The sequence below is a fragment of the Paenibacillus contaminans genome (assembly GCF_003285015.1).
Classification (GTDB): domain Bacteria; phylum Bacillota; class Bacilli; order Paenibacillales; family NBRC-103111; genus Paenibacillus_V; species Paenibacillus_V contaminans.
This window is the reverse complement of record NZ_QMFB01000056.1, coordinates 1-25,859: the sequence shown is the minus strand read 5'-3', so window position 1 is coordinate 25,859 and position 25,859 is coordinate 1. Positions and strand designations below refer to the sequence as shown.

Here is a 25,859-nt window from a genome sequence, read left to right as displayed (position 1 = left end):
ACCCTTTTCTTTCAAGTATCAAGGGATTTTCTGCCATCTGGTTGTCATATTCAACTGTTATTTCATAACTGGATACGCCGGACTATGGGTCGCGTAGGATTATGCAAGCCTCAGAGTACAGAGTACAAGCCTAATTAAATGCTTGGCTTCGATCATCTCATATTCTTCAAGCGCGCTTGGTTCCTGTAGAAGATACAGATAAGGGATACTATTCGAGATCCTCCTGCATTTTCCTGCTCTAGTACGCGGAGGGAGACGAAAAAAAAGACCCGGGACCGTTCAGGGTCAAGCTCTTGATAACCCCTGGTCTCTTCCCATCTAACAAAGGGATACCTTTCATATGCTTCACCTTCGAGTGCTGGGTTGCTTCCATCAGTGTAATATTCGACTTTCCTTATTCCCCCGTCTATGAACGAAAATACATACTCGTCCCGTATCCGGATGAATACTGATCGGCCAATCTCCAGTTCTATACCGAAAATAAAGAACAAAATTGTTTTTCCCCTGATTCGAAGCTGTCAGCTTCCGATTTATTATCCTCGGAGCTTGCTGCGGTACTTGCCTGGGGGAATCAATTTGGCTTGAGCAAAGGTGCGAGTAAAATAATGCACGGACGAAAAACCCGTCGCCTCTGCGATCGCCTTGATCGGCATATCCGTCTCAACTAACAGCTTGGCGGCCTGACGCACACGCTCCGAGCGTACATAATCCGAAAAATTTTCGTGGATGCCCAGCCCGAACAGCCTTGATAAGTGACGCTCCGACACGTTCAAATAACCCGCAACCTCCCCCAGCGACAGCCGCTCACCAAGATTATCGCGGATATACAGCTTCGCTCTTCGAACAATCGCGCTATCCTGTCTCGGTCGCGCTGCCGACCTCCGTTCATTCTCGCCGAAGAGCGAGAGAAACGAAATCAGAAGCGCACACGCCGCCGCAGGAACAGCAGCTTCCGGCAGGCAGCTCCGGTCGTTCTCGCGCAGCAGAAGCGACTCCCAAAGCAGCTCCGTGGCAGACCGTGAAGCCTCTGCGTAAACCCGGCCTTTGTCCGCAAGCTGACGCCACGCTTCCAGCATCGACTCGTCTGTTGCCGCATCATCCGGCTCGAAAGCGACGAAGACGATAGAGAGGCCATCCCGGGTCCGTATCTGGTGCGTAATGCCGGGACGCGAACAAAACAGCACGCCCTTGCGCAGCGAATAGTCGACGCCGCCATCGGTATATTCGCCTGTTCCCCCGAGAACATAACATATCTCAAAGAACGAATGCTTGTGTACCGGGTTGCTCGACAGCTTCTCTGCGACACCCCAGTAATGGACATGGAAAGCCGAACCGGGCTGGCTTGGCTCCATGGCAAAATCGTGAAGTCTTTCACAGCTTTCCTTATAAAGGAGCATCGTTTCTACTTCTCCCTTCCTTTCAAGCCATGGATGACTTGGCGTTATTTTGCAAAAAGAGGTCTGTTCGAAGCAAAGACGTTTCATTCCAATTTACTTATGATTATAAGCATAGAAACCGAATAATCAATCCGAAACTCAAGGGAGGAAACGACGATGAATTCGCAGACTGATGTGGATTTTTACAAAGAAAACGGTTATTTGCTAGTGAAGGGCGTCTTCAATCAAGCAGAAGTAGAGGAGATGAGGGAGGCGATCGAGAGCATCATCCTGCGTGCCGCACGCGCGAAAAAAGACAATAACCACGCTTGGCAAGGCGACTATCTTCCACCGGAGCAATTACGAAAGCTCGTGCTAAAGGGCTTCCACGATGTGCATTATCATGACGCGTCATTCTTGAGGGCGCTTGCTCACCCGAACATGACGGCGGTTCTAACGCAGCTCATCGGGCCAAATGTGCATTTGCACCATTCCAAAATGCTCGTCAAACCGCCTGAGAATGGCGCAGCATTCCCGATGCACCAGGATTATCCGTATTTCCCGCACGAGCTGCATACGATGCTGGCCGCTAGCGTCCATCTGGACCGCGCCGATGAGGAAAACGGATGCCTGCGCGTCATCCCGGGTTCGCATAAGCAGGGTAACCTGCCGCATGTAGGCGCCCACTATTTGAACCACAAGGAGTTCCCGATCGCGGAAGGTTTGGCATGTCCAGCGGATGCTGGGGACGTGTTGTTTTTTAACTATCTGACGATTCACGGCTCAGATACGAACCGCAGCGAGCGGACGCGTAGAAATGTACTGTTTCAGTACAAAGACCCATCCGACATGCCGACGCAAAACACGCATTTTGACTGGGGCATGGGCCTTATGGTTGCTGGACATAACCCGAATTTCGAAAAGGTGAAACCGGATTATACGATTCGGCAGACGTCCGCAGGCGCTTGACGCTACCGGGCGGAAGGCAACTATTCGCGCCTTCCATAAGGATAAGAAACGAGCCTTTGACGCGATGCCAGGGGCTCGTTTCTCATTTAAGCATTATCGTTCTCCTTCCCGCCAGGAACGATTCGGTCCGTATATTGCATATCGACCCATGAGGAACACCTACTTTTCCGGAAGAATCCTAACTAATTTATCGTCTTCTTTGTTCCCTACCATAAGCCCCCTCAAGTCATTCATAATCCCGCATAAAAGAAAAAGACTGGACAATAAATCGGTAAAGAACCCGATAAATTTCCAGTCTTTTCATCAAATCGACACTGCGCTCACTTGCTCCAGTTACCCTGCTTCAGCTTCGGTATTAGCCAAACTTGGGTCAGTGCGAATTTGCGAGACGACTCTATTTGCTCTCAAACAAATTATTTGCTTCGTGATGTGTGAGTTATAAAATCAATTGAGACAAAAACAGCTCATTTAAGGTAGTTTTTATATGGTTTGCTTGAGACAGTTTATATCGTTCGATGAGACTAACCACTTGTTTTTATATGATTTTTTTAGACAATCAACATTCAGCTTAACCGCGGCGCATATATAGGGAATTATTGATGCTAGAAATTCTGATCACTTGTGTGGGTATCCTGGCTTTTCCCAGACGATTGATTCCGCCTGCTTTCCGAAAAACGAAAATCTAAAATGCATCATCAGATCCAAGAACGCAAACCGTCTTATCAGCCGCACCACTGCAAAACCAATCTACCTGTCCGATTCACAACATTATACGTCCCTGGCTAATTCAAAATTTGTCGGATCACATCGTAAGCCAGTTTGGACAGCGGTCTTTTGCTGAAGTTCTCGGGATCAAGAGTGTAGCCGTATTGGAACAGATTCATTTCATGCTGCGTTAATTGTTCCAGCCCCATCAGCTCCAGTAGATCCTGTAGATCGTCCTGGTGTAATTTGGAATAGGCCTGTTTTTTGTACAAAATCTCCCGGACGCACTCCTTGTGGCTACGGTACAGCTTCTCCAACTTAAACATGTCGACGCCGTTCTGCATCATCCGGTGGGACGCCCCTGTTCCGCTTATTTCCATCTCAATATCAAAATCCGTATTGCCTCCGACAATCGAATCAATCGAACCTCCGGGTGTTAATACGTATTTGAAGAGAGCGTCATCCATATAGCCCCGATCATACGGGTACAAAATCTCGACGCCCTTAGCGAGCTTGCAGCGAGAATTGCAAATATGACATGAAGGGACAAAATTGAACAACGATAACGAGAGTAGCATAAAGACAGATTTCGGATAAAAATGATCCAGATCCGCCGTCGTCTTGAACTTGATTCCATCATGATAATGCGTGATATACTGCCTGTTGCAGTATGGGCAAACCTCAACCCCCATTCGATTCATAATGCTATGTCTCAGTTCGTCCGGCAACATGCTATAATTGACGATCCGCCCAATCCCCTCATTTAGCGTATTCAAATTAGCTTCCACGGCATCGATGAATGCATCAAAATACTCATCATTTTGCATATAATTAGGATGGGCCGCCTTGATCTGGTCGAACCAACTCGATGCGTAGCGAGTTGCATACCGTTCGCGAAATCTTTCCCGCTCTCTTTGCGTCTTAGGGAGTCTTAGCTTATCTAGCTCATAATGAATCTTAAAGGAGCTGTAATAGACCAACCTACACGTCTGAATGTAATCCTGGAGATCCATATATCTGGAGGTCATATCGCTGAAGGTTCCGGTTAACAGCGTGTCCAACAGCGTCTCGTCCAATGTACCTCCGCTCTCGAAAAGTTCGGCAACGCGCCGCCCAGTGAACGGATTCATAGCAGGACTCGGCGTGATGCGCTCTACCTGATAATTGCGCTTAATTACATTCATCATCTCGTTTAGGTATTCGGTCGCCTGTCTAGTTACATTAGCCGGATCCAGTTTAATCAAGAGTACGTTCCCTCCGCTTCTTTAGTGCGGCCAATTCCTTTTCCATCCGTGCGATTTTATCCTCCAGTTCCATCTGAGATTCAAACACCTTCTGTCGAACCGCAAGCTCCGCCACTCTGCCCTCCAACCTCTCCTGCAGTCTGGATCGGATCACCGGCTCGTCAATAGCTGAGATCAAGCCTCTTACCAGTTCGATTTCCTCCCCATCATACTCTCTCCATTCTTTGATTCTTCCCATGATACGCTTGAACAAGCCCTTTGCAAACTCGCCTACGGGCGAATCGAGGAAAAAATCGTTTTTGACGATATCATAAAAGTTGCCCATTAAGCCGAAGTCGGCTTTTTTGACGATCCTCATCAAGTCTTGCGTCACATTGATACAGGTAATATGCTCCTTAGGAACGTCCGAGACGATAAATGGAGAATGCGTTGCTATCACAACTTGAAATTTGATTCCTTCGTTAAGTTCAGCAAGGCGTATGCATTCCGTCAAATAATGGATATAGCGTCTCGACCACTCGGGATGGAATGAGGCGTCCGGCTCGTCCAACAGCAGTAATATCGTGTCCACTTGCTCATGATTGACGGCAACTTGTATCGCCCCATACACACTGACAAAGCTATGAATAAACTCAAGCTCGCCGCTGCTCATGTACCTGAACGAAACGTCTAAGGAACGCCGGAGCCCGTACTTATTGATGAATCGGTCATATATGAGGAGCAGACCGTGAACAGCGTCATCCATACCCGTGCTGACACGGACTACCACTTCCGCACCGGATATATAATAGATGGCCTCTAGCTCTTCGAACGCAACCTTCATTGCTTTGTAAATGTTGGGATCGAAGTTAATTCCCTCTTTTTCCTGCAACTTCGGAAGTAACCATTCCCCCAGCAGGTCCAGTAAATTGAAAAGATACTTGATTCGGGTCGAATAATCATCCGTATCGTATGCGATTTCGTGGATCCGAGCGATGTACTCCTGCTTTTCCTCCTTGCTAAGATCACTTAGCAGCGAATTAATCCACAGATCCATAACGGCAGCTTCTAGATATGAAATGATAAACTTATCCTTGAGACTCCAAGGGCTGGGGTTCCTTTTCCTTTTAGGCAGTATAGGCACCTTATCGCTCTCGAAAAATAAAACGTTACCTTTGCCTTGATAGAACCGGAAGCCAAGCATCTCAAGCTTATCCTCTTCTGTTGTAAAGTCAGGGAAAATCTTATCCCGCCTTCGAAACTCGCAAACCGCCCTGTCGATCGTAAATACGTTCTCCAGCTTCTTGTATTCCGCACTCATGAACTTATAAATGCCGGCAAATAACGTATTATCCAAATACACGCGTTGATATCCGGTAAACGTATCCTGTGCCCCTATATCCTTGACCTGCCTTAACCAGCTCCGTGTGGGAGCCTTCAATTGGTATAAGTAAATAAGTCTTTCGTTTTCTGCCGTTCGGCGGTCGTCATGAAATTCACCCGCGGTGTTTCCATGCACGGTTATCTGCTGCCGCTCATAACTGAAAGAGATGCGCACGCTATAATCCGCGACTCCCTCCGGTAAAGCTCGCGCCACATTTTCCAGTAAACCAGGATTCCGGCCCTCAATGACAAAAGTATCATCTTCGAGATGATAAATAGCAAACCATTGGGCATGTTCGAAAAAGTGATTTCTCTGATACTGTTTCATACCCAGCAGATCTAGCACCGTGGACTTACCCGAGCCGTTCTTTCCAACAATAAGGTTGATATTGCTTATATGGCCCCCCCATAATCCGGCATACGGATTAGTCCTATTTTTCGTGAGGCTCAGCTTCCTATGGAGATGGTTATAGTTGATGCTGAAATCATTTGTGAAAGTAAACTGCTGCTGCCGGAAGCATCTGCCGATTTCGTGAATGTAAAGATACGCTAATGTCGGGTGTATGTTCTTCAACTCCTTTGGAGGGCATTCCTTGCTTGACAAATAACAATAGTATAAGACATAAAAAGTCGGCTGACAATTGCTGTAAGTCGGCAAACAGTCAATCTCTCGGATTTCGTTTGCTATCTTCCCCGAAAAATGCAAGTTCTAAGTCATCTCCCTTACTCGAGCCATCCTATGGGTTAGTTCTTAAAATCATTCGTTGGTTTAAGGAACAATAAAAAACATTTTAATACTCCTTTAAGCTAGAAAACTGTTTGTTTTTTGTACGCAAAATGAGCACCTCCCAAAAGGTGCCCATTTAAGAATTGAAATTTATTCAGTTTAAAATATAAGCAGGTTTTTCCAAATTATAACCAAAACAAACTTATTAACTATTGATACTAATACTGAACTATCACTTCTTTGTTCGATATCTGAAAAGTAATGTCCTTTGGGTAGCGGATGTTTCTCAAGTGCTTGTAAATATCCCCTTTTGTTTTTAGCCCCTACAATTACTATTGCAATTTCACAAACGTCGCTTCTACACAGCGTATGGGAATGGAAGGAAGCGTATAAAAATAATGCCCCCTTCCAACTATGTGGTAATCCATTGACTTGAGGTACTCCTGTGGTTTCCTTCTTCTCAAATACTTTACCCCTCACGTATATTTTTCATCTTATACTTCGTTAAGCAGTTTGGCTTCTTTTAAAAGCCTGTCAAGATCATCTGTACTTTCCCCCACAAGAATTGAAAATCGATGAATGTCTCTTCGGTGTTCATTGATTTCGCTTTGGGTGCTTACACTTCGTAATATATCTATAAGAGTTCTGGTGAATTCAGTCTTTTCCTCTTTAATAATTTTATACTTCAATGGATATGGATAAAGTATACCTCTTTTCATATGAGCTGATTGAAATTGATGGCATGTAATATCAATAACAGGACGATCAAACCTACCAAATATCCCATCATTTTTGTGACATATCAACCAATGATTAGTCTTTTCGAAAAATTGCTCATCACTTTCATCTACAAGTATTTTAACAATACGATAGTTACTGAATGTATCTTCGTCTGTAATATAAAGACAAAAAAGTGTGAAAACCGAGGAGGGGTTACAAAAACCTTTAGGAAATGGTAGTTCATTATTTTTGGCGAATTTCTCCAATATCTCTTCAATTTCTTTGATATTTTGTTCGAAAGGTAATAGATCACTATCTTCTTTAATATCCAATTATTATCGTCCCCTCGATGAATTATTTATTCCAAAAAGAAGTGTTTTCGGAAATAGGTGCAATAGTTTTTTCTGTATAAAAAAGGTTTAGAGAACTATCGAATTGTATCGATATATCCCGAAACCTTTAGCCAAAACTAATTTGATGAACAACTCAAAATAACCCCTCTATATCTTTGTGTTTTGATGATAAGTACCAATTTGGTGGAAATGTACAAGTGCGATATCTAGACTATCGATAAGTTGATAAATCATCTTACAATTTTCAATAATGGCAATTATAAGTTCCGTGTCAATAACTTCCTTATACTGTGGCTTCATAAAGTCTTGTAAAATTAATAAATGAAAAAAATCTTGTCTGGAATCGTATAACTTTTTATACGCGACTGTGCTTAATATACGATTACATAACTTCAAGGGAGGCAAAGAGTTTAGGAAACGATCATCCCCATCCGTAACTCGAATTTGTTCAATAACGGCTTCAAAAGTAACATTACCCAGCTCTACTTCGAATAGATCCTGAATGATCATTCCTAGCTTATCATACACTCCATATATCCTTAATAAAGCACTATGTATAAAGTAACGATAATTCATACCATCAAAATTTACCCAATGTTTATCCAAATCAGCATAATTCAAATTTACCGCCTGTTCAAAAAGTTCGGCAGAATACCCCAGACTTCTGGCACTCTCGTGAACCCTTACAGCAACATCTATTAGCCTATAATATATTGATATCATAGGAGGATGTGAGTATCTTATTTTCCAGCTACTCACTTCATCCAGTCTATTGCTAGCCCAACTTATATAATCTACAGAAAGTTGATTAATTTGACTTATGTCCTCAAGATTAAACTTCGATTTTATTTTCAAAGCTTTTTTCTTGAATATTTTATCGTTCTCTTCAATTTTATTGACAAGTCCAAAATCATTATTAAATTTCCTTGTTGCTAGTCGAGTCCTTTTTGTTAAGAGTTCAAGGGCTTCGTCTATTCCGTTATAAAGAGCACTCGTATTCTCCAATATCATTTCAGCTAACTCAGATAATTCTAAAAAATTTTTCCCTTCCAGATGATACGATACATTATGATCATTATTCTTTCTCGCTTTATCAATCTCACCAAAACTATTATTACTCTTCAGTCTAATATATTCGCTGTACAAATTCGTTTGCTTGAATTCCGTTTTGTTCATCTTCTTTTGTAAGCGACTTAAAGAGTTGTTTTTTGGATCCCGATCTAATTGAACCTCGAAATATAGACAGTGGAATCTCAACAATTTCTCCCAAGCACCAATCGTTTTAATAACACTATTAGTTAAAAAATATCGATCTGAGAAGAACATAGGATCAGCATTTTCAAACATATCGCAGAACAAATGACATTCAAAAGTTGCATGATAAGCAAAGCGATGTACTTCTTCAAGTAAAGAGAACATGTACTCTCTAGCTTGATGCGAGCCATGTAAATAAAATGAATGTGTATCAAGATGATCAAAAATTTCTTCACTTTCAACAAATTCATCAAACTTTTCATTTAGTGATCTATTACGAATGATTATCTCAAGAGCACCATTCCTGATCTCTGTCAATTGTTTTTTAAACTTTTTTGTACATTCGGAACATACATATTGGCCTGGTGTAAATGTAAATACTTCAAATTGTAAAACATTGTTTAATTTTTTCCCGCATCCAAGACACACTTCAATACTTTCACCCAACAATGTCCACCCTTTTTTGTTTGATAAATTTTTATCAATCTGTTCAACTTGTTATCAGCAGTAATTTAATTGTTATTTATTCATTAACGCCCTCTGCCCTCATTCTCAAGCTTTCTAAAGTGCAAAAGTGATTCCAAATTTTCTTTTTCCGACTTCTCGTTGAGCACACCTTTTTTCAAATTGAGCAGATACTCAACCATGTCTTGTGAGAGCGTAAAGCCACCTGCTTCAATGATTTCCCTTGGTTTTAACACTTTGTTATCCAACAACATTTCTATAGCCTTATTTATAAGTATTGGTTGAGGCACAGCAAGAACATCGTCTAATGGCTCTTTCTTTCTCAATCCCTTTTGATTCATTTGCTTCATTAGATAAGTGTATTGATTGTAATTGATAACACCTAGATGAAATGCCCTTACAATCATTGCCTGAATCGAAACTTTCCATTTTTTCTTTAGCTCAATATAAAAACTTAAATTATTAGGATAATGAAGATCCTTTTTGAATGAATCCCTTGGCAATAAAAAAGCTCCAGCAAACGTATCCGCTTGTTGCTCGATAAGTCGATGCTCTTCAAGGAATATTTCATTAAAGTCTGTATTCCAATTGTGAAGAAGCATATGTCCTAACTCATGGGCAGTATCAAACTGCCTTCTACTTGCAGATTGTTTACCATCACCAAGTACGATGATATATCTCTCTTTGTTCCGAATCATTTGTCTTTGACTGAACGCATCAATTTTATGAGTATCAGTAGCTAATGAGGTCATAATAAAACCATTTTTCTCTAACAAAAAAACAATATTGGCAATGGGTTCTTCGCCTATTCCCCAGAAATTACGTAGAGATATTGCAATTTCTTCAATATGATCACGCTCAAGAAGCTTAGGATTATCAAGATAAGGCTCAGACAAATTAATTAAATCCTTTACGCTTGGCATATTCAATGAAGGAAAATCAATATAGTTTTCGAGGAAATCGCAAATTTTTGAAAAGTATTTTGTTTTCTCAACTTGCGACAATCGTTCTTTCTTTGATGTACTGACTAAGGATCTAAAAAAGGTGTTACCTACTTGAACATCTTCAATATTGTCCTTTTCATAAAAATATTCCCTTGGAAATTTCAAAACAAACATTAGTCTCATAAGCGTCTCCAATGTTGGTTTTGTTTTTCCGTTCTCAAATTGAGAAATCGCTTGCTTTGACACACCTGATGCATCTGCCAGTTCAGATATCGTAAGCCCCGTGAAAATTCTTGCTGATTTTAATCTGTTATGGTTAAAGGCATTTACGACAGCCATTTTTATCCCTCTCATAATCTTTATTTGTCACTGTTGTCTTTTTCTTTACCCTTGAGTTTCAATAGCCCCGTAATAATTTGTTTTTGCATTTCATCCGATAGTTCAGTATGTTCAACCTTAACAGAAGAACCTACTGTTTCGTCTTGATTGTTATATGTTACGATAAATTCACTCATATCCTCTTCATAAATAGGCATGTGTCTTAACTCAGAACTTGGTATCCTTGATTTAACAAAGAGCAAATCACCTCGGCTCACATCATAGGTAATGATGTGAACAAGCTCAACATCAACATTCCCAATCACTTCTCTTACCTTCTGCTGAACTAGATGCTCCTTATGAGTCCCGATTTCATTATTATCTTCACCAAAAAGCATAAGTTGTCCAGTGAGTTTAATAGGGACTTTGGATACGTGCCAATTCATATACGCATATGCCTTTAAATAATGAACTGCAAGAGATTCGTCTTCCTTTGACTCGATTTGTTCTTTATATGTACCTTCTCTAATCAGTACATATAAATTTTTATCTTCTTTGTTATACATTCGAATATGATCAAAGCCATTTTCTGTGTAGACATCGATCAAGTATGTATCTTTGAAATTATCATATACGACCTGGTTTACTTCATCAGAAGTTCCATTTCTATATTTGTTTTTGGTTATTCCATTATCCGCATTCTTTTTTTCATAATTTAACTTTGCTCCAATAGACAGTGACTCAACAAACTTTACTTTCTCCTCTAAGCTACGAAAAGTATTTGGCGTCAACGGAATCATCCTCTCCAACTCATCTTGTACACAATATTACTATTTACTTATATTTTTGTCTAGTGTATTGTTGAATTATAGGATTTAGATACATAAGATTGTTGCTCTGTACTAAGATTTTAATGCATAAGCCCTTTTCCTTCTAACTGGGTACTATTTATAAAGGAGCCTTTTCTTAATGCCTTTTACTAAGAAATATTCTCTTGATCCCCATCCACCTTTAGCCTTATCTTGGGAAGAATATGAAAAAAGATCTTTACTAGAATTCAACTCTTTATTGGAGACGAAGGGCGATAAGGAAAAGCTATTCCAAACTTTTTTTGAAAACAATCCAGCCTACCTTCCAGGTGCATTTGGTATATTTGGACAATCGGGACATTATCCTTATGCGGCAACAGTCGTCACTCAACCTGAATTGACGGGACTAACTACCAAAATCCCCGATTTCATGTGGCTTTCTTGTGATAGTTGCAACATATACCCTATCCTCATAGAGATTGAAGCTCCAAACAAAAAATGGTTTACCTCCGAGGGTAGGCCCCACCATAAATTTGTTCAAGCTCGTGATCAACTAACAGACTGGAGAATGTGGTTTTCAAACCCCAATCATCGTTTGTTGTTTTACGATTACTATGGTATCCCTTCTAGCTTTCATAAAGGAAAAGCGTTTAAACCGATTTACGTATTAATATATGGTCGGCGTTTTGAATTTGAAAATGAGCCATATTTAAATGAAAAAAGAAGTAGTTTAACTCAAAATGATGAAGTGTTTATGACATATGACCGAATAAGACCTGATATCAAAGCACGAGACATGTTATGTAGTAAAGTTAAAAATCAGAAATATTATGCGGTTTCTATCCCCGAAACAATACGACTAGGGCCAGGCGTATCCTCGTACTACTCACTAGTAATTGATAAAGAAGGTGCTGTTTCAAAGAATAAAAACCTAACTGTGGAGAGAAGTAATTTTCTTTTAAATCGATTCTCTTATTGGGATGCTTACGGCAAAAAAACGGATAAGGGGCTTGAGAATACGGGAGATAAAGAGTGAAATGGATCTCCGATGAACAGAATCTTATGTACTCAGAAGAGTGGAAGCGTGACTTCTGAGTACACTCTATATAATCGTTATTAATTCAATTATAAGTTATATCCAATCAGCAGGCTTTTCTCTTCTAATCCCTGCCTTTCTAATAACCCTCCACCATAACAGAGACAAGCAGCCATTCGTCAATTCTCGAAGAATACCATTGTTTTAAATTGAATGGGCTCCACTTATTTTATCACTGCATTCAGCATGATTAGGAATGTTTAATTCTTGCTTCATTTGCTTCTTTATTTAAGTCCGCCTCAATTAATCTATCTGGGTCAGAAATATGTTCTCCTTGCTTTACACCATGACAGTGTTTGTATTTTTTTCCCGATTTGCAAGGACATTGCTCATTTCTATTTATTTTCATTTTTCCCTCAATAATTATCTGAATTTCTCAAACGGCTTTAGTAGAATGGTATTTCAATCCTAGTGCCCTCTATAGTATTGAATAAGCGGTGGATTATTAGGATCATCAGGGGTCATGTGTTTTACTTTTAAATGATCCCTGTCTTTATAAAACTCTTTAAAATCTGAATCTTTGGGGTCAAAAAATTCTTTATCGACGATAATGAGCTGCTTACTTGATAGTTCACTTGAATAAAGATAATAAATCAAGTTATAGAAACCCTCAAAAATATCTTGGTTTTCTCTTTCGCTAATATTTTTCATTGGTGTATCAAGCATCAAAAATGAAGGAAACTGAATATTTTTCTTCGCCACTAATCGATGTATTGCAAGTATAAAGCAACATTTAAATATAGTCTTCTTGCCACCACTACCAAGATTAGCAAATTCGGTTGTAAATATTTCATCTTCACCTATCCGCGTTATACGTGGAATAAAATCAGTAGTATTAATTTCAATATGATCATTAGAATTAATCCCTGGAAAACCAACTATCGTTAAGTTTTCAATAAACAAACCCTTTAATTCCTCAAGATTCGTGGCATCTAATTCAGCATTTCGTCTAGCAATTGCTAACTCATTCTTAATTTTTTCCTCTTCTTTAGCAAGATCAGCTACGTCTAAGAATATTTTCTCTATCTTTTTAGGTAAAGGGAGTAAATTGAGTAGTTCCTTGCTTCTCCCTTCATATTCACCAATTTGTCTCTCCAGTTCCCTTGCTTTTGCTAAAAATGCCGAATCATACTCCATCTCAAGTTCATATATTTTTGAATCCAAACCGGTTTTACTGTTTAGTAATGATAGTCTTTCCTTTTCTACTACACTTAATTGACGTTCAAGTTTTAGAATTGATTCTTTTAATTCACTTTGTCTGATTTTTAAGTCCGTTTTTAACATTTCAACTTCTTCTATATTTCCTGAACTATTAAAAGGTTGTAGACATAATGAGCACGTACTTTCCGGAGCGACTTGTTGTTGAATTTCTTGACCGCATTGAGGACAGTTACAAAATTGGGCACCTTTCAATATCTCTTTAGCTATGTTTGATCTACTTACTTTTACAGCAGCAATTGCATACTCATTCTGTAACTTTTTTCGCCTGCTTATTTGTTCTTTTAGATCAAATACTAGCGTAGAAAACTCTGCTATATTTTTTGATTGATCTAGAGCACTTGATTTATATTCATCTAATATATGTCCATTGCTTATACGGAAAGTTTCTTTAAACTGTAAAGCTTCCTCTTTCTTGAGTGTTATCATGTTTTTTAATAGCTCAAGTTCTTTTTCTATTTCCTCAGTGTTTCCGATGTTGTTTTCTTTTAAGAACTTCTCAATCTGAATGGCAGTCTCTAATAAAGTGCTTTTTCGCTGCCTAGTCTCATAAAGTTGGGTCTCAAGTAAAGCAACTTGTTCTTGGTGAAATCCCAATATGAGCCTCATCACATCTCTACTTTTCAAGCGCTTATAGTCATGTTCTTCTTTTCCTAAATTAAAAAAAGAGCTGTCGATTTCATCTTGATCTAAGTAACAATACCACATAATATCTCTATAACTTAGTCTGATTAGTTCCGTATCTTCTTTCAACTTGCTCTTCCGTACCCTCGGTGGTTCTATTCCAGAAATATAAAATATGAGATCAGATAAATGCTGTACTCTTGTATCTGGTAGTAAAGGGGGAGCATCACTTGTTGCTTTCGTTGGCGCTATCACATTTAATGCTTCACCTTCATCGCTAAACCAAATAACTTCTACCTGATTAGAACCCTTGTTTCTCGATAGCTCTACCACATTACCAGAAATAGTCAAATGTAAATCAGCCCCACTAAATTCTTGCTGGAGTGCAGGAGTCTCAACAAGTTCATTACCTAAACAAAAATCAATAAGATGTAAAACAGTGGACTTACCAGCTCCCATTTTCCCATAAAAGTATGTAATTACTTTCGAAAATTCAATATTAAAAACATCTTTTCTACATCTAATGACTAAGTTATTAATTTTAATATCCATGTACTCACATCCTCAATTTTTCGCGTTTGTATATTTAATAACAGAAGCTAACAAGGAATCGAGTTTAGCAAGAGATAAATTCGCGAAACTTGACTTAATTACTTTACTTTGTTTTAAAATATCAACAAATTCATCATTTAATACAACTTGAGCACATAGTTCTTTACCTAAATCAGTTAAGCTAAGTTCAATTTGTCTACCATTCAATTTCCAAGTTATTAGTGTTCGAGCTGAGAGAAGAACTAATAATTTTCTAAACTCAGAACTCCAAGGACTATATGAAAAAGCAAGCATATCTGTTTCAATGCTATTTCTCTCTGCTTCACTTGTTACAGTGCTTTTTATCACATTTAACTGTATTAATGCCCGCTCTAGAACAACAGGATAACGGAGGATAAAATCAAGTTTCGAAAGTGTGGATATAGAAATCTTGGTTTCGTTTTTTTTACCTACTAATGTATTAATTAAGATTAGAAGTCTGATTGAATGTAAATCATCGTGGTTTTCAAGCCGTATTACTTGTTCAATCAGTGAGGTTGACATGATTGCGCCATCCTCCTTCAGGTTCTTTACTATATTCAATTTTACATTCGTTTGTAAGAATCCCCACTATACCTTTTAATATCTCATAGGGGCACTGAAATACATCTTTTGATCTACTTTTAGAGACTTCTCGTAATCTGTTTTCAATATCATGAAGCATGTCAGAACCATAAGGGACATTCTCTTTTTTTAACCTTGATTTTGACTCCCTAGACTCATTTAAAACAATTTTCCTTATTTGATTCAGCTCTCTAATTTGATTATCTTTATTTTCTGCTTTATAGCTCTGAACGAAAAAGTAATCTTCGGCATCCGCCCTTAAGTCATCTACCATTTCAATATCATCGCTATCAATTAAACCCGAGGCCATTTTAAACTTCATTAAATGACTGGAAGTTGTTTGAGATACTTCAGAGATGCCTAGCCTCGAACTAAGAAATAAATTAGTACTTATGTTTTCCGAGACTAGTTTGCTTATCATTTGTTTCGTTATTCTTTTAGAATTGATTTCTTCAGCATTAATAATAGATTGGCCTCCGGCTAGTGCAGCATAATCCTTTACAGCGTTATCTAATAATTTGGAAGATGCTTGATGCATTTTCTCACAAAGTCGTCGATGGAGAACCCTTAACTTTTCAATTCCTACACTCATACATTCAGGCAACTTTCCAAGGTGTTCAGATATTACTTTTGAATCAATATCATCCAATCCGGGACCTTCCAAGTATTCTGTTTTTTTCAGAACATCAAGTACAACTTCAATTTCAGTTTCACTTGCTTTAGCAACTTCTAGAATAAATTTATCTAGTGTTTTGGGAGTGAAATTATCTATAGTCCTGCTTTTTACTTGAGTTAATAAATTCAATAAACTTTTACCTGTATCATCATCGCGGCACGGACAATTTGAAACAATGACAAATTTAACAAATGACCCTGGATAATTGATACTAAGTTGAATAAATCTCAGCAAGCTTCCCTTGATTGCAGAATCGTCTAATTCAAAAGGACCATCTTTTAATTGTCTTGTTTTAATTTGAATCCCATGATATTTTCCACTTTCCTCTACTGCTAAAATATCTTCGTGATGTTCGCAATATAACTCCTTGTAAGGAACTTCTCCGGATAACATCTTAATTGCAACCAATGCTGTAAAGGTATGTTGATATCGAAACCTTTTTTGTGTCTCATCACCGGGATCATTTGAAATAATATTGACTGGACTTATTGAAAATTCGTTTTTTTGTAACTCTCCATCGTTAAGCATAAGATCCCCTCTTTATAAAATGTTTACTTAACTATATAATTATACCATTTAGCGAATTAATGTTGGATAATTTTTCAAACCTGATTTCGTATAAATAAATTATATATCTAACTAGTCAGGTGCGACTTTAATGGAAACTAACTACTTCTATATGCTCCGATATATGATTTTGTCATCCCACAACGAACAGTAGAATATGTAGAAGAAGCCTTGGTCATCACAGGACCAAGACTCCTTAGCTTCAATCAGCCATCGACATCACCTGATCGAACTGTGCTATACAAATTCGCATAAAATCCGTCTCTCTGCATTAGCTCCTCATGTGTGCCCTGTTCAACGATATCCCCTTCTTTCATGCAAAGAATCAAATCTGCGTTACGAATCGTCGACAGCCGATGTGCAATAATGAAGCAGGTACGTTTCCATCGCGCGCTGGATGAGAATCTCTGTCCGGGTATCAACTGAGCTTGTAGCCTCATCCAGAATGAGTGCTTTGGATTAGCCAGAATCGCTCTGGCAATCGTAAGTAACTGCTTCTGCTCTTGTGAAATGTTATTGGTCTCTTCGTTTAGCATCATCTCATACCCACCAGGCAACGTCCTAACGAAATGATCAGCCTGCGCTTCCTTAGCCGAATTCATAACCTCAGCGTCGGTACGATCAAGATTGCCATAACTGATGTTTTGCATAATTGTCCCATTGAAAAGCTGAATAACAAACGACAACGATTGGCTGCCGTTTTTTCTTTGAACTAACGTACCCGTTAGCTTAACGCCGACTTTCGAAGTAGGAACTGACAAGTGCAACGAACCTTGTTTCAACCTGCCCGACTCTTTTATCTTCATGAGAAACTCCGTTGTCGTCTTGACCTTCACCCAAGGTTAAGGCTTAGTATTAACCTAGAAAAAGGAGGCTGTCACGATGAAGAAATTAATCAAAGGCGCAACCATCTTAACCATGAGAGACGACAAACTATTTAACGGGGACATTCTTATTGACGGGGACAACATAGCGGACATTCAGACCACCATTACCGCTGAAGTCGATGAGGTCATTCATGGGGAAGGCATGGTAGCAATGCCCGGCCTTATTAATGCTCACCAACATACCCCAATGAGTCTATTGCGGGGATTTTCCGACGATCTGAAACTTATGGATTGGTTAGATAAGAAAATGCTCCCCGCAGAATCTCGAATGACTCCTGAGGACATTTATTGGGGCACAAAGCTCGCAATGGCTGAAATGATCAAATCGGGTACAACGACCTTTGCTGATATGTACATCCACATGAATGAAATAGCGACTGCGACAGAAAAAGTCGGTATGCGGGCTTCTTTAACGCGGGGGTTGGTCTTCCTTGAAAATGACGGAGGCCGTCGAATGTCAGAGGCGGTTGATCTAATCCGTCGTTGGAGCGGCAAAGCCGAGGGCAGGATCACGACAATGCTGGGGCCTCATTCTCCATACACGGTTCCTCCTCAGTCCTTCAAAGAGGTGATCGCGCTTGCAGTTCAGGAGAATATCCCTATACATACACATCTGGCTGAAACCAAAGAGGAAGTTATTAAGATTCGGGAAAAGTACAATCAAACCCCAACAGAATATTTGTATCACCTCGGTCTGTTTGAAAAGGCTCATGTGCTGTTGGCTCATGGCGTGCATCTGAATCAGCGCGATATCAGGTATTTGAGGGGTATGCGGGGAGGAGTGTCCCATAATCCAGTGAGTAACCTCAAACTTGGCTGCGGCATTGCACCAATAACGGATCTGACCGAACAAGGGATTACCGTAGGACTAGGTACTGATGGGGCGGGTAGTGCCGCGACGTTAGATATGTTTGAGGAAATCAGAGCTGCCACTTGGCTTCAAAAATTGGATTATGGGGACCCCACAAAACTTCCTGCCATTGATGCTCTTCGCATGGCGACTGTTGGAAGTGCGGAGTCGTTGGACATAGGCCATGAAGTGGGCACTTTGGAAATCGGGAAAAAAGCGGATATCATCTTGATCGATCTAAGAAAACCCCATTTACAGCCGATCCACAATATCAATTCATTGCTCGCATACTGTGCTAACGGCTCGGATGTAGACACGACCATCGTAAACGGAAAAGTGTTAATGAGGGGGCGCCAGTTGCTGACGATCGACGAAGATGAGCTGTTAAAGCAAGTATCATTGCGCTCCAAGCGTATTGTTGATGGCATCTGATCTTAATTGTAAAAAACGCAGGTATATAAATGTCCTCATTTTTTACAGATGCTTGGTTGCGCTAAACTGTCCGTTAGTTGAGAAACGGCAGCCGATCGTTCTGCCCGGCTGCCGTCATGTATTTGTTGAGCTCTCGTCCCCTTTAGTGTAATAAACCCTGTAGTTTCAACAATCACTCAAGATGATAGACGCTCACACCATCTTTATTATAACCCGTTAAGATGAAGCCAGGTTGAATTTCACTGTATTTATCCTGCAAGGCGAACCATAATTTATATCCATCAAATAACTTTACTATTTCTGCGTCTTTATCAATGTATTTGTCAGGGCCTTTGTGCTCGATGTGCAGAGTCGTAATCTGCGTGTCTTTAATTATGCCGTAGTAAAGCCAATACTGTTTTTCCTGATCTCGTGCATTTATATCTAGGTTAACCCCACCCCAAGTTACATCTTCTTTACTAGGGAATGAAACAGTACCTCCGCCAAACCCCCATTTGTACTTGTCACCCATCTTATATACAATTCCAGCATCGATACCACCGTTCGGATTCTCATAAAAAATTATGATGCCCTTGTTTACTTCGTGCTGATGATAAATTTGTTTGTATTGTATCCCTCCTTGTTGAATTGCCTCCTCAATTGATTTGTATCCATTATTCGTGCAACCTGAAAATACAAACATTAACAATACCAAGAACAGAGTCTTTGCCGCTTTTATCAAGAGCTTCCCTCCTTCTGTAAAAACCGTTACCATCATTTACGTCTATTTACAGACGATTGTTGCGCTATTCTGCCCGCTAGTGGAACAGGCTGCCGACGTTGTCGGCAGCCTGTTGTCGTTGAACTATCGTACCCGTTAGTTAAAACTCATCTAACTTCTATAACAAATACTGATGATGTATCACCTTTCGAATGCTTACCATCAACGGTTGTCCAAAATGCTGATATGCCGTAGTAATAAATACCGTTTTCCTTTGGGGCATTAAAAGAGTCATTTTTTAATGGAATTTGTGCCGTTGTATCATCACCAAATTGCTTAATGTTCAACTCATTAGGTGCTGGTGTATAAGCAAACGAAACTTTAATGTCTGCTTCAGGAGTTACAGCAGTTGGAGTAACCCCTTTTAACATTGTTTTTCCTCCTACATAATCTGCACATCCTAAATTGCCCCAACAGTAGCTACTTTGGATAACTGGAATTTGTGTTTGCCCAGAAGTAACATTGGGAAGAGGTGGAGATTTTTTTGCAATCCTAATGCCAATGCTCCTAGCGTATCCTTCAATTCTTGTATTCGCTACAAGGTTTCCCACAAAAGGAGTTAAATAAATGAATGCTACCAGCAAAGCTAAAAATCCCATAAAAGATATAATGAATGCTTTTTTATGACGCATTCCAAGTCCTCCTTTTGCCTAAAACCACCCTTATATAGACGTGATAATGCCGTAAAAGTTACATCATTTCATTTGAAATGTATTTAACTAAACTGCCCGTTAGGTGAGAAAAGGCTGCCGATCTGCTGGCAGCCTTTAAGGTATTTATTGAGCAAACGTACCCATTATTTAAGTCGGATTTTTTATATAGATGATAGCCATAATCCTCCTGAACCAGGTGCAAAGCCACATGCTTTATAAAAGTTAGTTTTGTTTTCCTCGTATGATACCGTTACAATTCTTAATCCAAATCGTTCAGACTCTCTCAATAATTCCTTTACCAACTCAGTTCCAATTCCCCGTCCTTGATACTGTGGATGAACCATTATATCTTCCATATATCCATGTTCTAAGCCCATTCCACAAACATACCCAAAGGCAATCAGTTTATTGTTTTCATCTCTAACCCCAGCCCAAAAATTACAACGTTCAAACAATGCTGGGTAATCTTCATCTCGTCTACCCCAACCAATATGTTCTCTTAATTCTGGTACTTCGTTATCAGATATTGAAATGTTTATAATAACTTTATAGCTCATATTATTCCCCTCCTCACTCATCAACAATATGCTAATTTCTATATGAACAAGACCTATTCCTTCTTTAACTATGCTGCCCGTTAGCGGAACAAGCTGCCAATTTTGCCAGCAGCCTGTGTCATGGCACTATCGTACCCTTAGCTTAATCCATGGTCCTCATCTATAATCCACGAGAACTCTTTAGAAATGGCGATAGCAATACCACGTACAGTCAAGCTAGGTATTTACAACGTTATCTCTAATGTAAGCAGACTTTTCGCCACTCTTGTCACATTATCTGATTTGTTATTGTTATTATATATGAAATTACAGTTACCCGAAAAACAAAGGAAAGGAGTGCTTATGGAACGCTATTATGATTCACACACCCGGCTATCACCGGAAGAAATCGAGGAGAATGTCCGGAAGATCAAAGCAGGAGACGTTGACACGTTTCGAGTGATTGTTCTGCATTTCCAACGACACCTGGAGCTGTATTGCTTTCACATGCTTAAACGTCGAGAGGAAGCACAAGATGCCGTTCAAGAAATTTTCATTAAGGCTTACGAGAACATTGTTAAGTACACGCCGACCACGACTTTTTCTGCATGGCTATATAAAATAGCCTATCACCATTGCTTGAATTTAATAAAAAAACGTAGGAGGTGGCAAGAGCTTTTGCCCTTTTACGTTATACAACAACTAGCGCCGCACTACTACGGTGCTGCTACTGATAACTATCTGGAGAGCCTTTTGAATCGCATCACGGTTGAGGAAAAAAATATTCTTCTACTAAGGGCAATAGAGGAATACAGCTTCGAAGAAATCGCAGTGATTATGGGTCAAAAGGCTGCAACGATAAGAAAGAAATACGAACGATTGAGAAAGAAGATGAAGGATCACAAACACATTAGGGAGGCGATAAGCGATGAAAGCGTTAAGACAACCACTTGAGGACGATGACATGAAGAGAGTAGCCCGGATGTTACGGGCTACGGAAGTGCCGGCGGTTGATTATACTGCCCGTGTTATGATTAAAATCCAATCTTCACCCTCATCAATAAAACCATGCAATCGCAGATATATTGGACTCATTGCAGTTCTTGTCTGCGCAGTTGGTCTGATAACGGGCTTCTCTTATCAGATAATAGAAAAATTGAATCTGAAAGATGGCGAAGGAAAAAATGCCGTGGAAATCGTTAAGGCAAGCGGCGAACATACTTATCCCAAAGATTACGATTTGGTGCTTAATGAGGTCAGGCAAAAACTCGCTCAAGGCGAAACTGCTACTGTGTTTTTCGGCAGTAAAGAGGAAATTCTTTCGGGAAATGCCAAGTATGACTTTGGTACGATCCGCCCATTTGAATTTACATCTCTGGAAGCACTTTATAAGGAACTGCCGGTATCGTATAAGACAGTTCCCCAGCCCCCCAAAGAGGTTCGTGGCTTTAAATTAACGAATGCATTTTTGGTGCCTTTGCCGGGAAGACCTTCATCGACAGAATATATTTTCGGCAAGCACGCTTTAACTGGAATCGAATACGGGTATCTGACAGGAAAATCAGTTGCTGGAGTAAACGCGATAAACTTTCAGTATCAAAAAGATGATCTTGTAATCACATATGTTCTGAAAATTGATGACATGAGTTTTTCTTATGCTGTTAATCAGCCTGACAAAAAAGATATCCGCACAATTCTCGGGGTGGAAACATACTGGGTTCAAGATAATGAAAAAAAAGGGACCTTACTGTGGTCCAAATACATCAATGGACTGGTTGCGAAGCACACCTTACTTTCCAGCACTGCTAGCAAAGAGGAGATTATCTCTTTTGCAGAGGAATTGCTTTCTGAACAGTAAATCAACATAACAGTTGAATGAACTACGTGGTATGCTATATAGCGCAATTCATTAACAACTTTCTAGAATGTTTACCATTCTAGAGAGTTGTTAATGCAATGATTAGCTAACGTACCCGTTAGCTTAATCTGTCACTCTTACTTTACTCACCTACTTGAACTGTTATCGATTTATATTTAGTTAAGTCTCCTCTACCTAGAAAAACGGCAAAAGGTAACTGTTGCATTTCTGGTTTCTCTGCACTGAGCGTCGTTGTAGCCGTCCCCAAACTAATTCCCTTATCATCAAGGAATGTAATGGTAATTTTAGCATCCGGTGAAACATCAGTTTGATTTATTGTTGAAAGAAAGCCTCTTACAAGAGTGAACTCACCTGTTTTCAGCAAATTAACCAATCCAAACTGAACCTTGTTATCAGAATCCTTTGTATTTATTTCAGCACGTAGGTTAGGAACTCTACCATAGAAAGGATTTGTACTCTCCAATGTAACTGCGGCGTATCCAGACACATCTGTTTTGCTGCTGGTTTCCAAAGTCACTATTTGTTCTGCACCGTTTAAAACATTAGGAATTTGGTAAGGGACTTTCTCAATAACTTCTCCCTTTTCGTTCCAGAAAACAAGTTTTCCAGATGCTATAGTTTTTGTGTAATCCACATCTGGATTTAATGACTGCATATCATCTATCATTTTGTGATTCCAAGAATACAAGCCAATATAGAGTTTGCCAGTAATACTCGAATGATTACCTTCTTTAATAATCGACAAATGACCTGCACTTACATCAGAATTGTTAATATCTATAATATTAAATCCATTATCCACTGTTATTGTCTTTGATACATCCTCATAAGCCACCTTTAGTCCCATACTCTCAGCAATAAACCGAATGGGAACATACGCATGACCATCGTAATTAAGAGTTTCATACCCATATGAATTTTTTGTTTCTCCGTTAATAACAAACTTAGCTGGAAATAGATATGTTTGTATTGTATCAGCTGCAAAAACTGCAGTCGTTGTAGTCAAAGCTATGCCACACGTTAAACCAAAAAGAAACTTCTTCATTTCTAGACCCCTCATTTACATAGGCTATCACATTCTTTATACGTGGATATATATGGATTAGTTGCGAAAGGTAAGTAGAAAAAGTTTAAAGTTCACCACGCTAATCTGCCCGTTAGCAGAGAAGGGGCCGATGGCCCTAAAAGAAACGCCTATATAATTCCCTTCTTCGTTCACCACGCAGCTGGGCGTAGATCTGTGTAGTGGATGCTTTCTCATGGCCTAGCATCCCCTGAATAAAATCCAACGGTGCACCGTTATCAAGCAAGTGACAGGCATAGGTATGACGGAACCGATGAGGGTGCACATTAGCTGTAACCTCTCCACGAGTTGCGAGCTTTTTTAACGAAAAGCGTATTGTTGGAATTGTCATTCGTCGAACAGGGTGAGTTTCTGTCACAAAGAGGGCTTTACAAGAATCCACACGCCCCTCAAGATATCTCTTTAACCATACCTTACACGCTGTCGTAAAATAAACTTCTCTTTGCTTAGAACCTTTCCCATTCACAATAGCGGAGCAATTTTCCCAGTTGATGTCTTCAACATTTAATCTGTGAACCTCACCGACACGGCAACCCGTACAATATAAGAATTCTAAGAGTGCATGCTCGCGCGGAGAATCACAGGTAATCTTGAGATGAATAACATCCTCCTCTATCAAAAACTTTGGGATCCGTTTTTCCATCTTTGGTTCTCTCAGTTTTAAAGTTGGATTTTTAGTGATGTGCGCTTCCTCGAATGCAAATCGAAAAAGGGATCTTACGAAACGAATGCGATGCCCTAAGCTACTTGGCTTTAATCGCTCCGACTGTTTCGCCAGATAATCCTTCAGCAAAGTTAGGGANCTTACGAAACGAATGCGATGCCCTAAGCTACTTGGCTTTAATCGCTCCGACTGTTTCGCCAGATAATCCTTCAGCAAAGTTAGGGAGACTTCTTCGATTTCAAGGTTGCCGATTTCTCGGATCAGAACATTTAACTGAAGGGAGTATGCTTTCAAGGTATGCGGGCTAAATCCCAAAATGCGCTTATCAGCCTCATACAACATCCACAGATCCATCAATTTCATAAAAGTAACCCTCCCAATGGCTTATTATCCTTAGCTTCGCTTTGTTTGGGAGGGTTTAATCTTTCCTTGTCAAAATAATGTTCTCGCCACTAGCGTACCCGTTATTTGAATGATCCGTACTTCTATTTATGATTTAATACGTTCCTGTTAATAGATAAATCCAAGTTCATTACCATCAGGGTCGGCAATTGTAAATTTAGTAGTACCATAAGGCGTAGTATGCAGTTCCTCAATAACGGTTACTTTATCTTTTAATTCTTCCCATAGTTTTTCTAAGTTCGGTACTTGAAAATTAAATCGTCCCTTTGATGGATATGTTTTATCTTCTTGTATTGCGAAATCTGCCCCACCTTTTGATTCAAATCCTATGTAATATGGTTTTTCGTTGGGATATCGAACAGAAACTTCAAATCCTAATATTTCTTCGTACCATTGAGCCGATTTAATCACATCAGATACATTGATTCTAACAAGTACCAAAACAGTCTTCATTTATTCAGAACTCCTTCTCTACTTAATTTGTTTTGTCTAAATCTCTCTATTCATGTAGTAATTTTCATAGTACCAGATGCTGGAATATTTCTCTATATCGTATAGTGATCCGTATCACGCAAAAAAACATCATTAAACTATCCTGCCCGTTCAATGAAAAAGAGGAGATGCATTGATGCAAGCTCTCCTCAACTAGCGTTACCCGTTAGCTTAATGATTTCACTGCATTCGGACAATAGGTTTTTTCTGATTTAAACATTTAACATGTACCCGTTAGCTCAATGACTTACTCTGTTGTTGAAATTCGTATTCCTTAACATAAAGCGGCATCAGAGAAGGCGAATCGTACCTTATCACGGCTTTTAAACGACAAAATGGTGCCGATAGCCATAGCCCCATAGCCGCAACGAAATAATGAGCCTAATCCGACAGTGCCCGCATGATGTTGGATTTCGCCTCTGCCGCAATCGCTTCATTCCCGTCATCGACCGCTTGCATTAAGATCAGTACGGGGATGTATACCGCGATCAGCCGCGCCAGCAGCTTCGTTTCCTCGTCCGCTCCTCCGTACGTTTCGAAAAACACGCCGCGAGCGTAAGGTGGTAAAAAGCTGTAAGCAACGCTCAAATCGCAAGCCGGATGGCCTACGCTCAGATCGCCCCAATCAATGATGCCGG

At 39.8% G+C, this 25,859-nt stretch carries 24 protein-coding genes and 1 pseudogene; 5 read left to right on the top strand and 20 right to left on the bottom strand.

The features are described from left to right. Positions 1-533: 533 nt before the first annotated feature. Positions 534-1,397 (bottom strand): helix-turn-helix domain-containing protein, encoded by an 864-nt coding sequence (locus DQG23_RS40620; RefSeq protein ID WP_113036766.1) that lies wholly within the window; start codon positions 1,395-1,397, stop codon positions 534-536. A gap of 156 nt (positions 1,398-1,553) precedes the next feature. Here DQG23_RS40620 and DQG23_RS40615 point away from each other — a divergent pair, with 156 nt between their 5' ends. Next, positions 1,554-2,345, top strand: a complete 792-nt coding sequence (locus DQG23_RS40615) for a phytanoyl-CoA dioxygenase family protein (protein WP_113036765.1) — start codon at positions 1,554-1,556, stop codon at positions 2,343-2,345. Between the two features lie 782 nt (positions 2,346-3,127). On the opposite strand, the gene DQG23_RS40610 is transcribed toward DQG23_RS40615, so the two are convergent. The 7 genes from DQG23_RS40610 to DQG23_RS40585 all read right to left on the bottom strand — a co-directional run bounded on the left by DQG23_RS40610 (position 3,128) and on the right by DQG23_RS40585 (position 11,237). Beyond that, positions 3,128-4,294 carry a hypothetical protein gene (locus tag DQG23_RS40610; protein ID WP_113036764.1) on the bottom strand — a complete coding sequence of 389 codons (1,167 nt, stop codon included), beginning with the start codon at positions 4,292-4,294 and terminating at the stop codon, positions 3,128-3,130. Continuing rightward, complete coding sequence (locus DQG23_RS40605; protein ID WP_420330278.1) at positions 4,287-5,831, bottom strand: AAA family ATPase; 1,545 nt, start codon at positions 5,829-5,831, stop codon at positions 4,287-4,289. The genes DQG23_RS40610 and DQG23_RS40605 overlap by 8 nt, the downstream gene beginning before the upstream one ends. Before the next feature lie 711 nt (positions 5,832-6,542). Further along, positions 6,543-6,863 (bottom strand): hypothetical protein, encoded by a 321-nt coding sequence (locus DQG23_RS41990; protein ID WP_146762485.1) that lies wholly within the window; start codon positions 6,861-6,863, stop codon positions 6,543-6,545. Positions 6,864-6,877: 14 nt separating this feature from the next. Beyond that, positions 6,878-7,435, bottom strand: coding sequence for a hypothetical protein (locus DQG23_RS40600; RefSeq protein WP_113036762.1), 558 nt, complete (start codon positions 7,433-7,435; stop codon positions 6,878-6,880). A gap of 168 nt (positions 7,436-7,603) precedes the next feature. Next, positions 7,604-9,157, bottom strand: coding sequence for a hypothetical protein (locus DQG23_RS40595; protein ID WP_146762484.1), 1,554 nt, complete (start codon positions 9,155-9,157; stop codon positions 7,604-7,606). Between the two features lie 83 nt (positions 9,158-9,240). Continuing rightward, positions 9,241-10,458: a helix-turn-helix domain-containing protein gene (locus DQG23_RS40590; RefSeq protein WP_113036760.1), complete on the bottom strand. Its 1,218-nt coding sequence runs from the start codon at positions 10,456-10,458 to the stop codon at positions 9,241-9,243. Positions 10,459-10,478: 20 nt separating this feature from the next. Further along, positions 10,479-11,237 carry a DUF5986 family protein gene (locus tag DQG23_RS40585; RefSeq protein ID WP_146762483.1) on the bottom strand — a complete coding sequence of 253 codons (759 nt, stop codon included), beginning with the start codon at positions 11,235-11,237 and terminating at the stop codon, positions 10,479-10,481. Positions 11,238-11,406: 169 nt separating this feature from the next. Between DQG23_RS40585 and DQG23_RS40580 the strand changes: the two genes are divergently transcribed. After that, complete coding sequence (locus DQG23_RS40580; RefSeq protein ID WP_113036758.1) at positions 11,407-12,282, top strand: Shedu anti-phage system protein SduA domain-containing protein; 876 nt, start codon at positions 11,407-11,409, stop codon at positions 12,280-12,282. 250 nt (positions 12,283-12,532) lie between these two features. Here the strand turns inward: DQG23_RS40580 and DQG23_RS43945 are convergent, their stop codons facing one another. The 5 genes and pseudogenes from DQG23_RS43945 to DQG23_RS40555 form a co-directional block, all read right to left on the bottom strand. Beyond that, the gene (locus DQG23_RS43945; RefSeq protein WP_113036757.1) at positions 12,533-12,691 is read right to left on the bottom strand and encodes an SEC-C metal-binding domain-containing protein; all 159 of its coding nucleotides are present in this window, start codon (positions 12,689-12,691) and stop codon (positions 12,533-12,535) included. Between the two features lie 59 nt (positions 12,692-12,750). Further along, on the bottom strand, positions 12,751-14,736 hold the full coding sequence (locus DQG23_RS40570; protein WP_113036756.1) for a hypothetical protein: 1,986 nt from the start codon (positions 14,734-14,736) through the stop codon (positions 12,751-12,753). Between the two features lie 12 nt (positions 14,737-14,748). Then, entirely contained in the window at positions 14,749-15,279 is a 531-nt protein-coding gene (locus DQG23_RS40565) for a hypothetical protein (protein ID WP_113036755.1), read from the bottom strand. Further along, on the bottom strand, positions 15,260-16,543 hold the full coding sequence (locus tag DQG23_RS40560) for a dsDNA nuclease domain-containing protein (protein ID WP_113036754.1): 1,284 nt from the start codon (positions 16,541-16,543) through the stop codon (positions 15,260-15,262). Before DQG23_RS40560 ends, DQG23_RS40565 begins: the two co-directional genes overlap by 20 nt. Before the next feature lie 245 nt (positions 16,544-16,788). Further along, positions 16,789-17,250 (bottom strand): annotated as a pseudogene (locus DQG23_RS40555) (ATP-binding cassette domain-containing protein); the annotation flags it as partial. A 214-nt stretch (positions 17,251-17,464) separates the two neighbouring features. Between DQG23_RS40555 and DQG23_RS40550 the strand changes: the two are divergent. Then, positions 17,465-18,751 carry an amidohydrolase gene (locus DQG23_RS40550; protein WP_113036753.1) on the top strand — a complete coding sequence of 429 codons (1,287 nt, stop codon included), beginning with the start codon at positions 17,465-17,467 and terminating at the stop codon, positions 18,749-18,751. Positions 18,752-18,923: 172 nt separating this feature from the next. Here DQG23_RS40550 and DQG23_RS40545 read toward each other — a convergent pair whose 3' ends face one another. The 3 genes from DQG23_RS40545 to DQG23_RS40535 all read right to left on the bottom strand — a co-directional run bounded on the left by DQG23_RS40545 (position 18,924) and on the right by DQG23_RS40535 (position 20,721). After that, positions 18,924-19,472, bottom strand: a complete 549-nt coding sequence (locus DQG23_RS40545; RefSeq protein WP_113036752.1) for a hypothetical protein — start codon at positions 19,470-19,472, stop codon at positions 18,924-18,926. 146 nt (positions 19,473-19,618) lie between these two features. Further along, the gene (locus DQG23_RS40540) at positions 19,619-20,143 is read right to left on the bottom strand and encodes a hypothetical protein (RefSeq protein ID WP_113036751.1); all 525 of its coding nucleotides are present in this window, start codon (positions 20,141-20,143) and stop codon (positions 19,619-19,621) included. A gap of 182 nt (positions 20,144-20,325) precedes the next feature. Further along, positions 20,326-20,721, bottom strand: coding sequence for a GNAT family N-acetyltransferase (locus DQG23_RS40535; protein WP_113036750.1), 396 nt, complete (start codon positions 20,719-20,721; stop codon positions 20,326-20,328). 342 nt (positions 20,722-21,063) lie between these two features. Between DQG23_RS40535 and DQG23_RS40530 the strand changes: the two genes are divergently transcribed. After that, entirely contained in the window at positions 21,064-21,654 is a 591-nt protein-coding gene (locus DQG23_RS40530; RefSeq protein WP_113036772.1) for an RNA polymerase sigma factor, read from the top strand. Then, a complete protein-coding gene (locus tag DQG23_RS40525) occupies positions 21,629-22,558 on the top strand; it encodes a hypothetical protein (protein WP_113036749.1) in 930 nt (309 codons plus the stop codon). Before DQG23_RS40530 ends, DQG23_RS40525 begins: the two co-directional genes overlap by 26 nt. Positions 22,559-22,700: 142 nt before the next feature. On the opposite strand, the gene DQG23_RS40520 is transcribed toward DQG23_RS40525, so the two are convergent. The 4 genes from DQG23_RS40520 to DQG23_RS40505 form a co-directional block, all read right to left on the bottom strand. After that, complete coding sequence (locus DQG23_RS40520) at positions 22,701-23,624, bottom strand: stalk domain-containing protein (protein ID WP_158560955.1); 924 nt, start codon at positions 23,622-23,624, stop codon at positions 22,701-22,703. A gap of 136 nt (positions 23,625-23,760) precedes the next feature. Next, positions 23,761-24,690, bottom strand: coding sequence for a tyrosine-type recombinase/integrase (locus DQG23_RS40515; protein WP_238178255.1), 930 nt, complete (start codon positions 24,688-24,690; stop codon positions 23,761-23,763). A gap of 147 nt (positions 24,691-24,837) precedes the next feature. Next, positions 24,838-25,182: a VOC family protein gene (locus DQG23_RS40510; protein WP_113036747.1), complete on the bottom strand. Its 345-nt coding sequence runs from the start codon at positions 25,180-25,182 to the stop codon at positions 24,838-24,840. Between the two features lie 420 nt (positions 25,183-25,602). Next, positions 25,603-25,859 (bottom strand): phosphotransferase (locus DQG23_RS40505; RefSeq protein ID WP_146762482.1); only part of this gene is annotated, 257 nt, incomplete at its 5' end.

Bases quoted from the DNA above. Each gene is read 5' to 3' on its own strand.
- DQG23_RS40620 (WP_113036766.1), bottom strand. From the start codon at position 1,397: ATGCTCCTTTATAAGGAAAGCTGTGAAAGACTTCACGATTTTGCCATG.
- DQG23_RS40615 (WP_113036765.1), top strand. From the start codon at position 1,554: ATGAATTCGCAGACTGATGTGGATTTTTACAAAGAAAACGGTTATTTG.
- DQG23_RS40590 (WP_113036760.1), bottom strand. From the start codon at position 10,458: ATGGCTGTCGTAAATGCCTTTAACCATAACAGATTAAAATCAGCAAGA.
- DQG23_RS40585 (WP_146762483.1), bottom strand. From the start codon at position 11,237: ATGATTCCGTTGACGCCAAATACTTTTCGTAGCTTAGAGGAGAAAGTA.
- DQG23_RS40580 (WP_113036758.1), top strand. From the start codon at position 11,407: ATGCCTTTTACTAAGAAATATTCTCTTGATCCCCATCCACCTTTAGCC.
- DQG23_RS43945 (WP_113036757.1), bottom strand. From the start codon at position 12,691: ATGAAAATAAATAGAAATGAGCAATGTCCTTGCAAATCGGGAAAAAAA.
- DQG23_RS40570 (WP_113036756.1), bottom strand. From the start codon at position 14,736: ATGGATATTAAAATTAATAACTTAGTCATTAGATGTAGAAAAGATGTT.
- DQG23_RS40565 (WP_113036755.1), bottom strand. From the start codon at position 15,279: ATGTCAACCTCACTGATTGAACAAGTAATACGGCTTGAAAACCACGAT.
- DQG23_RS40560 (WP_113036754.1), bottom strand. From the start codon at position 16,543: ATGCTTAACGATGGAGAGTTACAAAAAAACGAATTTTCAATAAGTCCA.
- DQG23_RS40550 (WP_113036753.1), top strand. From the start codon at position 17,465: ATGAAGAAATTAATCAAAGGCGCAACCATCTTAACCATGAGAGACGAC.
- DQG23_RS40540 (WP_113036751.1), bottom strand. From the start codon at position 20,143: ATGCGTCATAAAAAAGCATTCATTATATCTTTTATGGGATTTTTAGCT.
- DQG23_RS40535 (WP_113036750.1), bottom strand. From the start codon at position 20,721: ATGAGCTATAAAGTTATTATAAACATTTCAATATCTGATAACGAAGTA.
- DQG23_RS40530 (WP_113036772.1), top strand. From the start codon at position 21,064: ATGGAACGCTATTATGATTCACACACCCGGCTATCACCGGAAGAAATC.
- DQG23_RS40525 (WP_113036749.1), top strand. From the start codon at position 21,629: ATGAAAGCGTTAAGACAACCACTTGAGGACGATGACATGAAGAGAGTA.
- DQG23_RS40520 (WP_158560955.1), bottom strand. From the start codon at position 23,624: ATGAAGAAGTTTCTTTTTGGTTTAACGTGTGGCATAGCTTTGACTACA.
- DQG23_RS40510 (WP_113036747.1), bottom strand. From the start codon at position 25,182: ATGAAGACTGTTTTGGTACTTGTTAGAATCAATGTATCTGATGTGATT.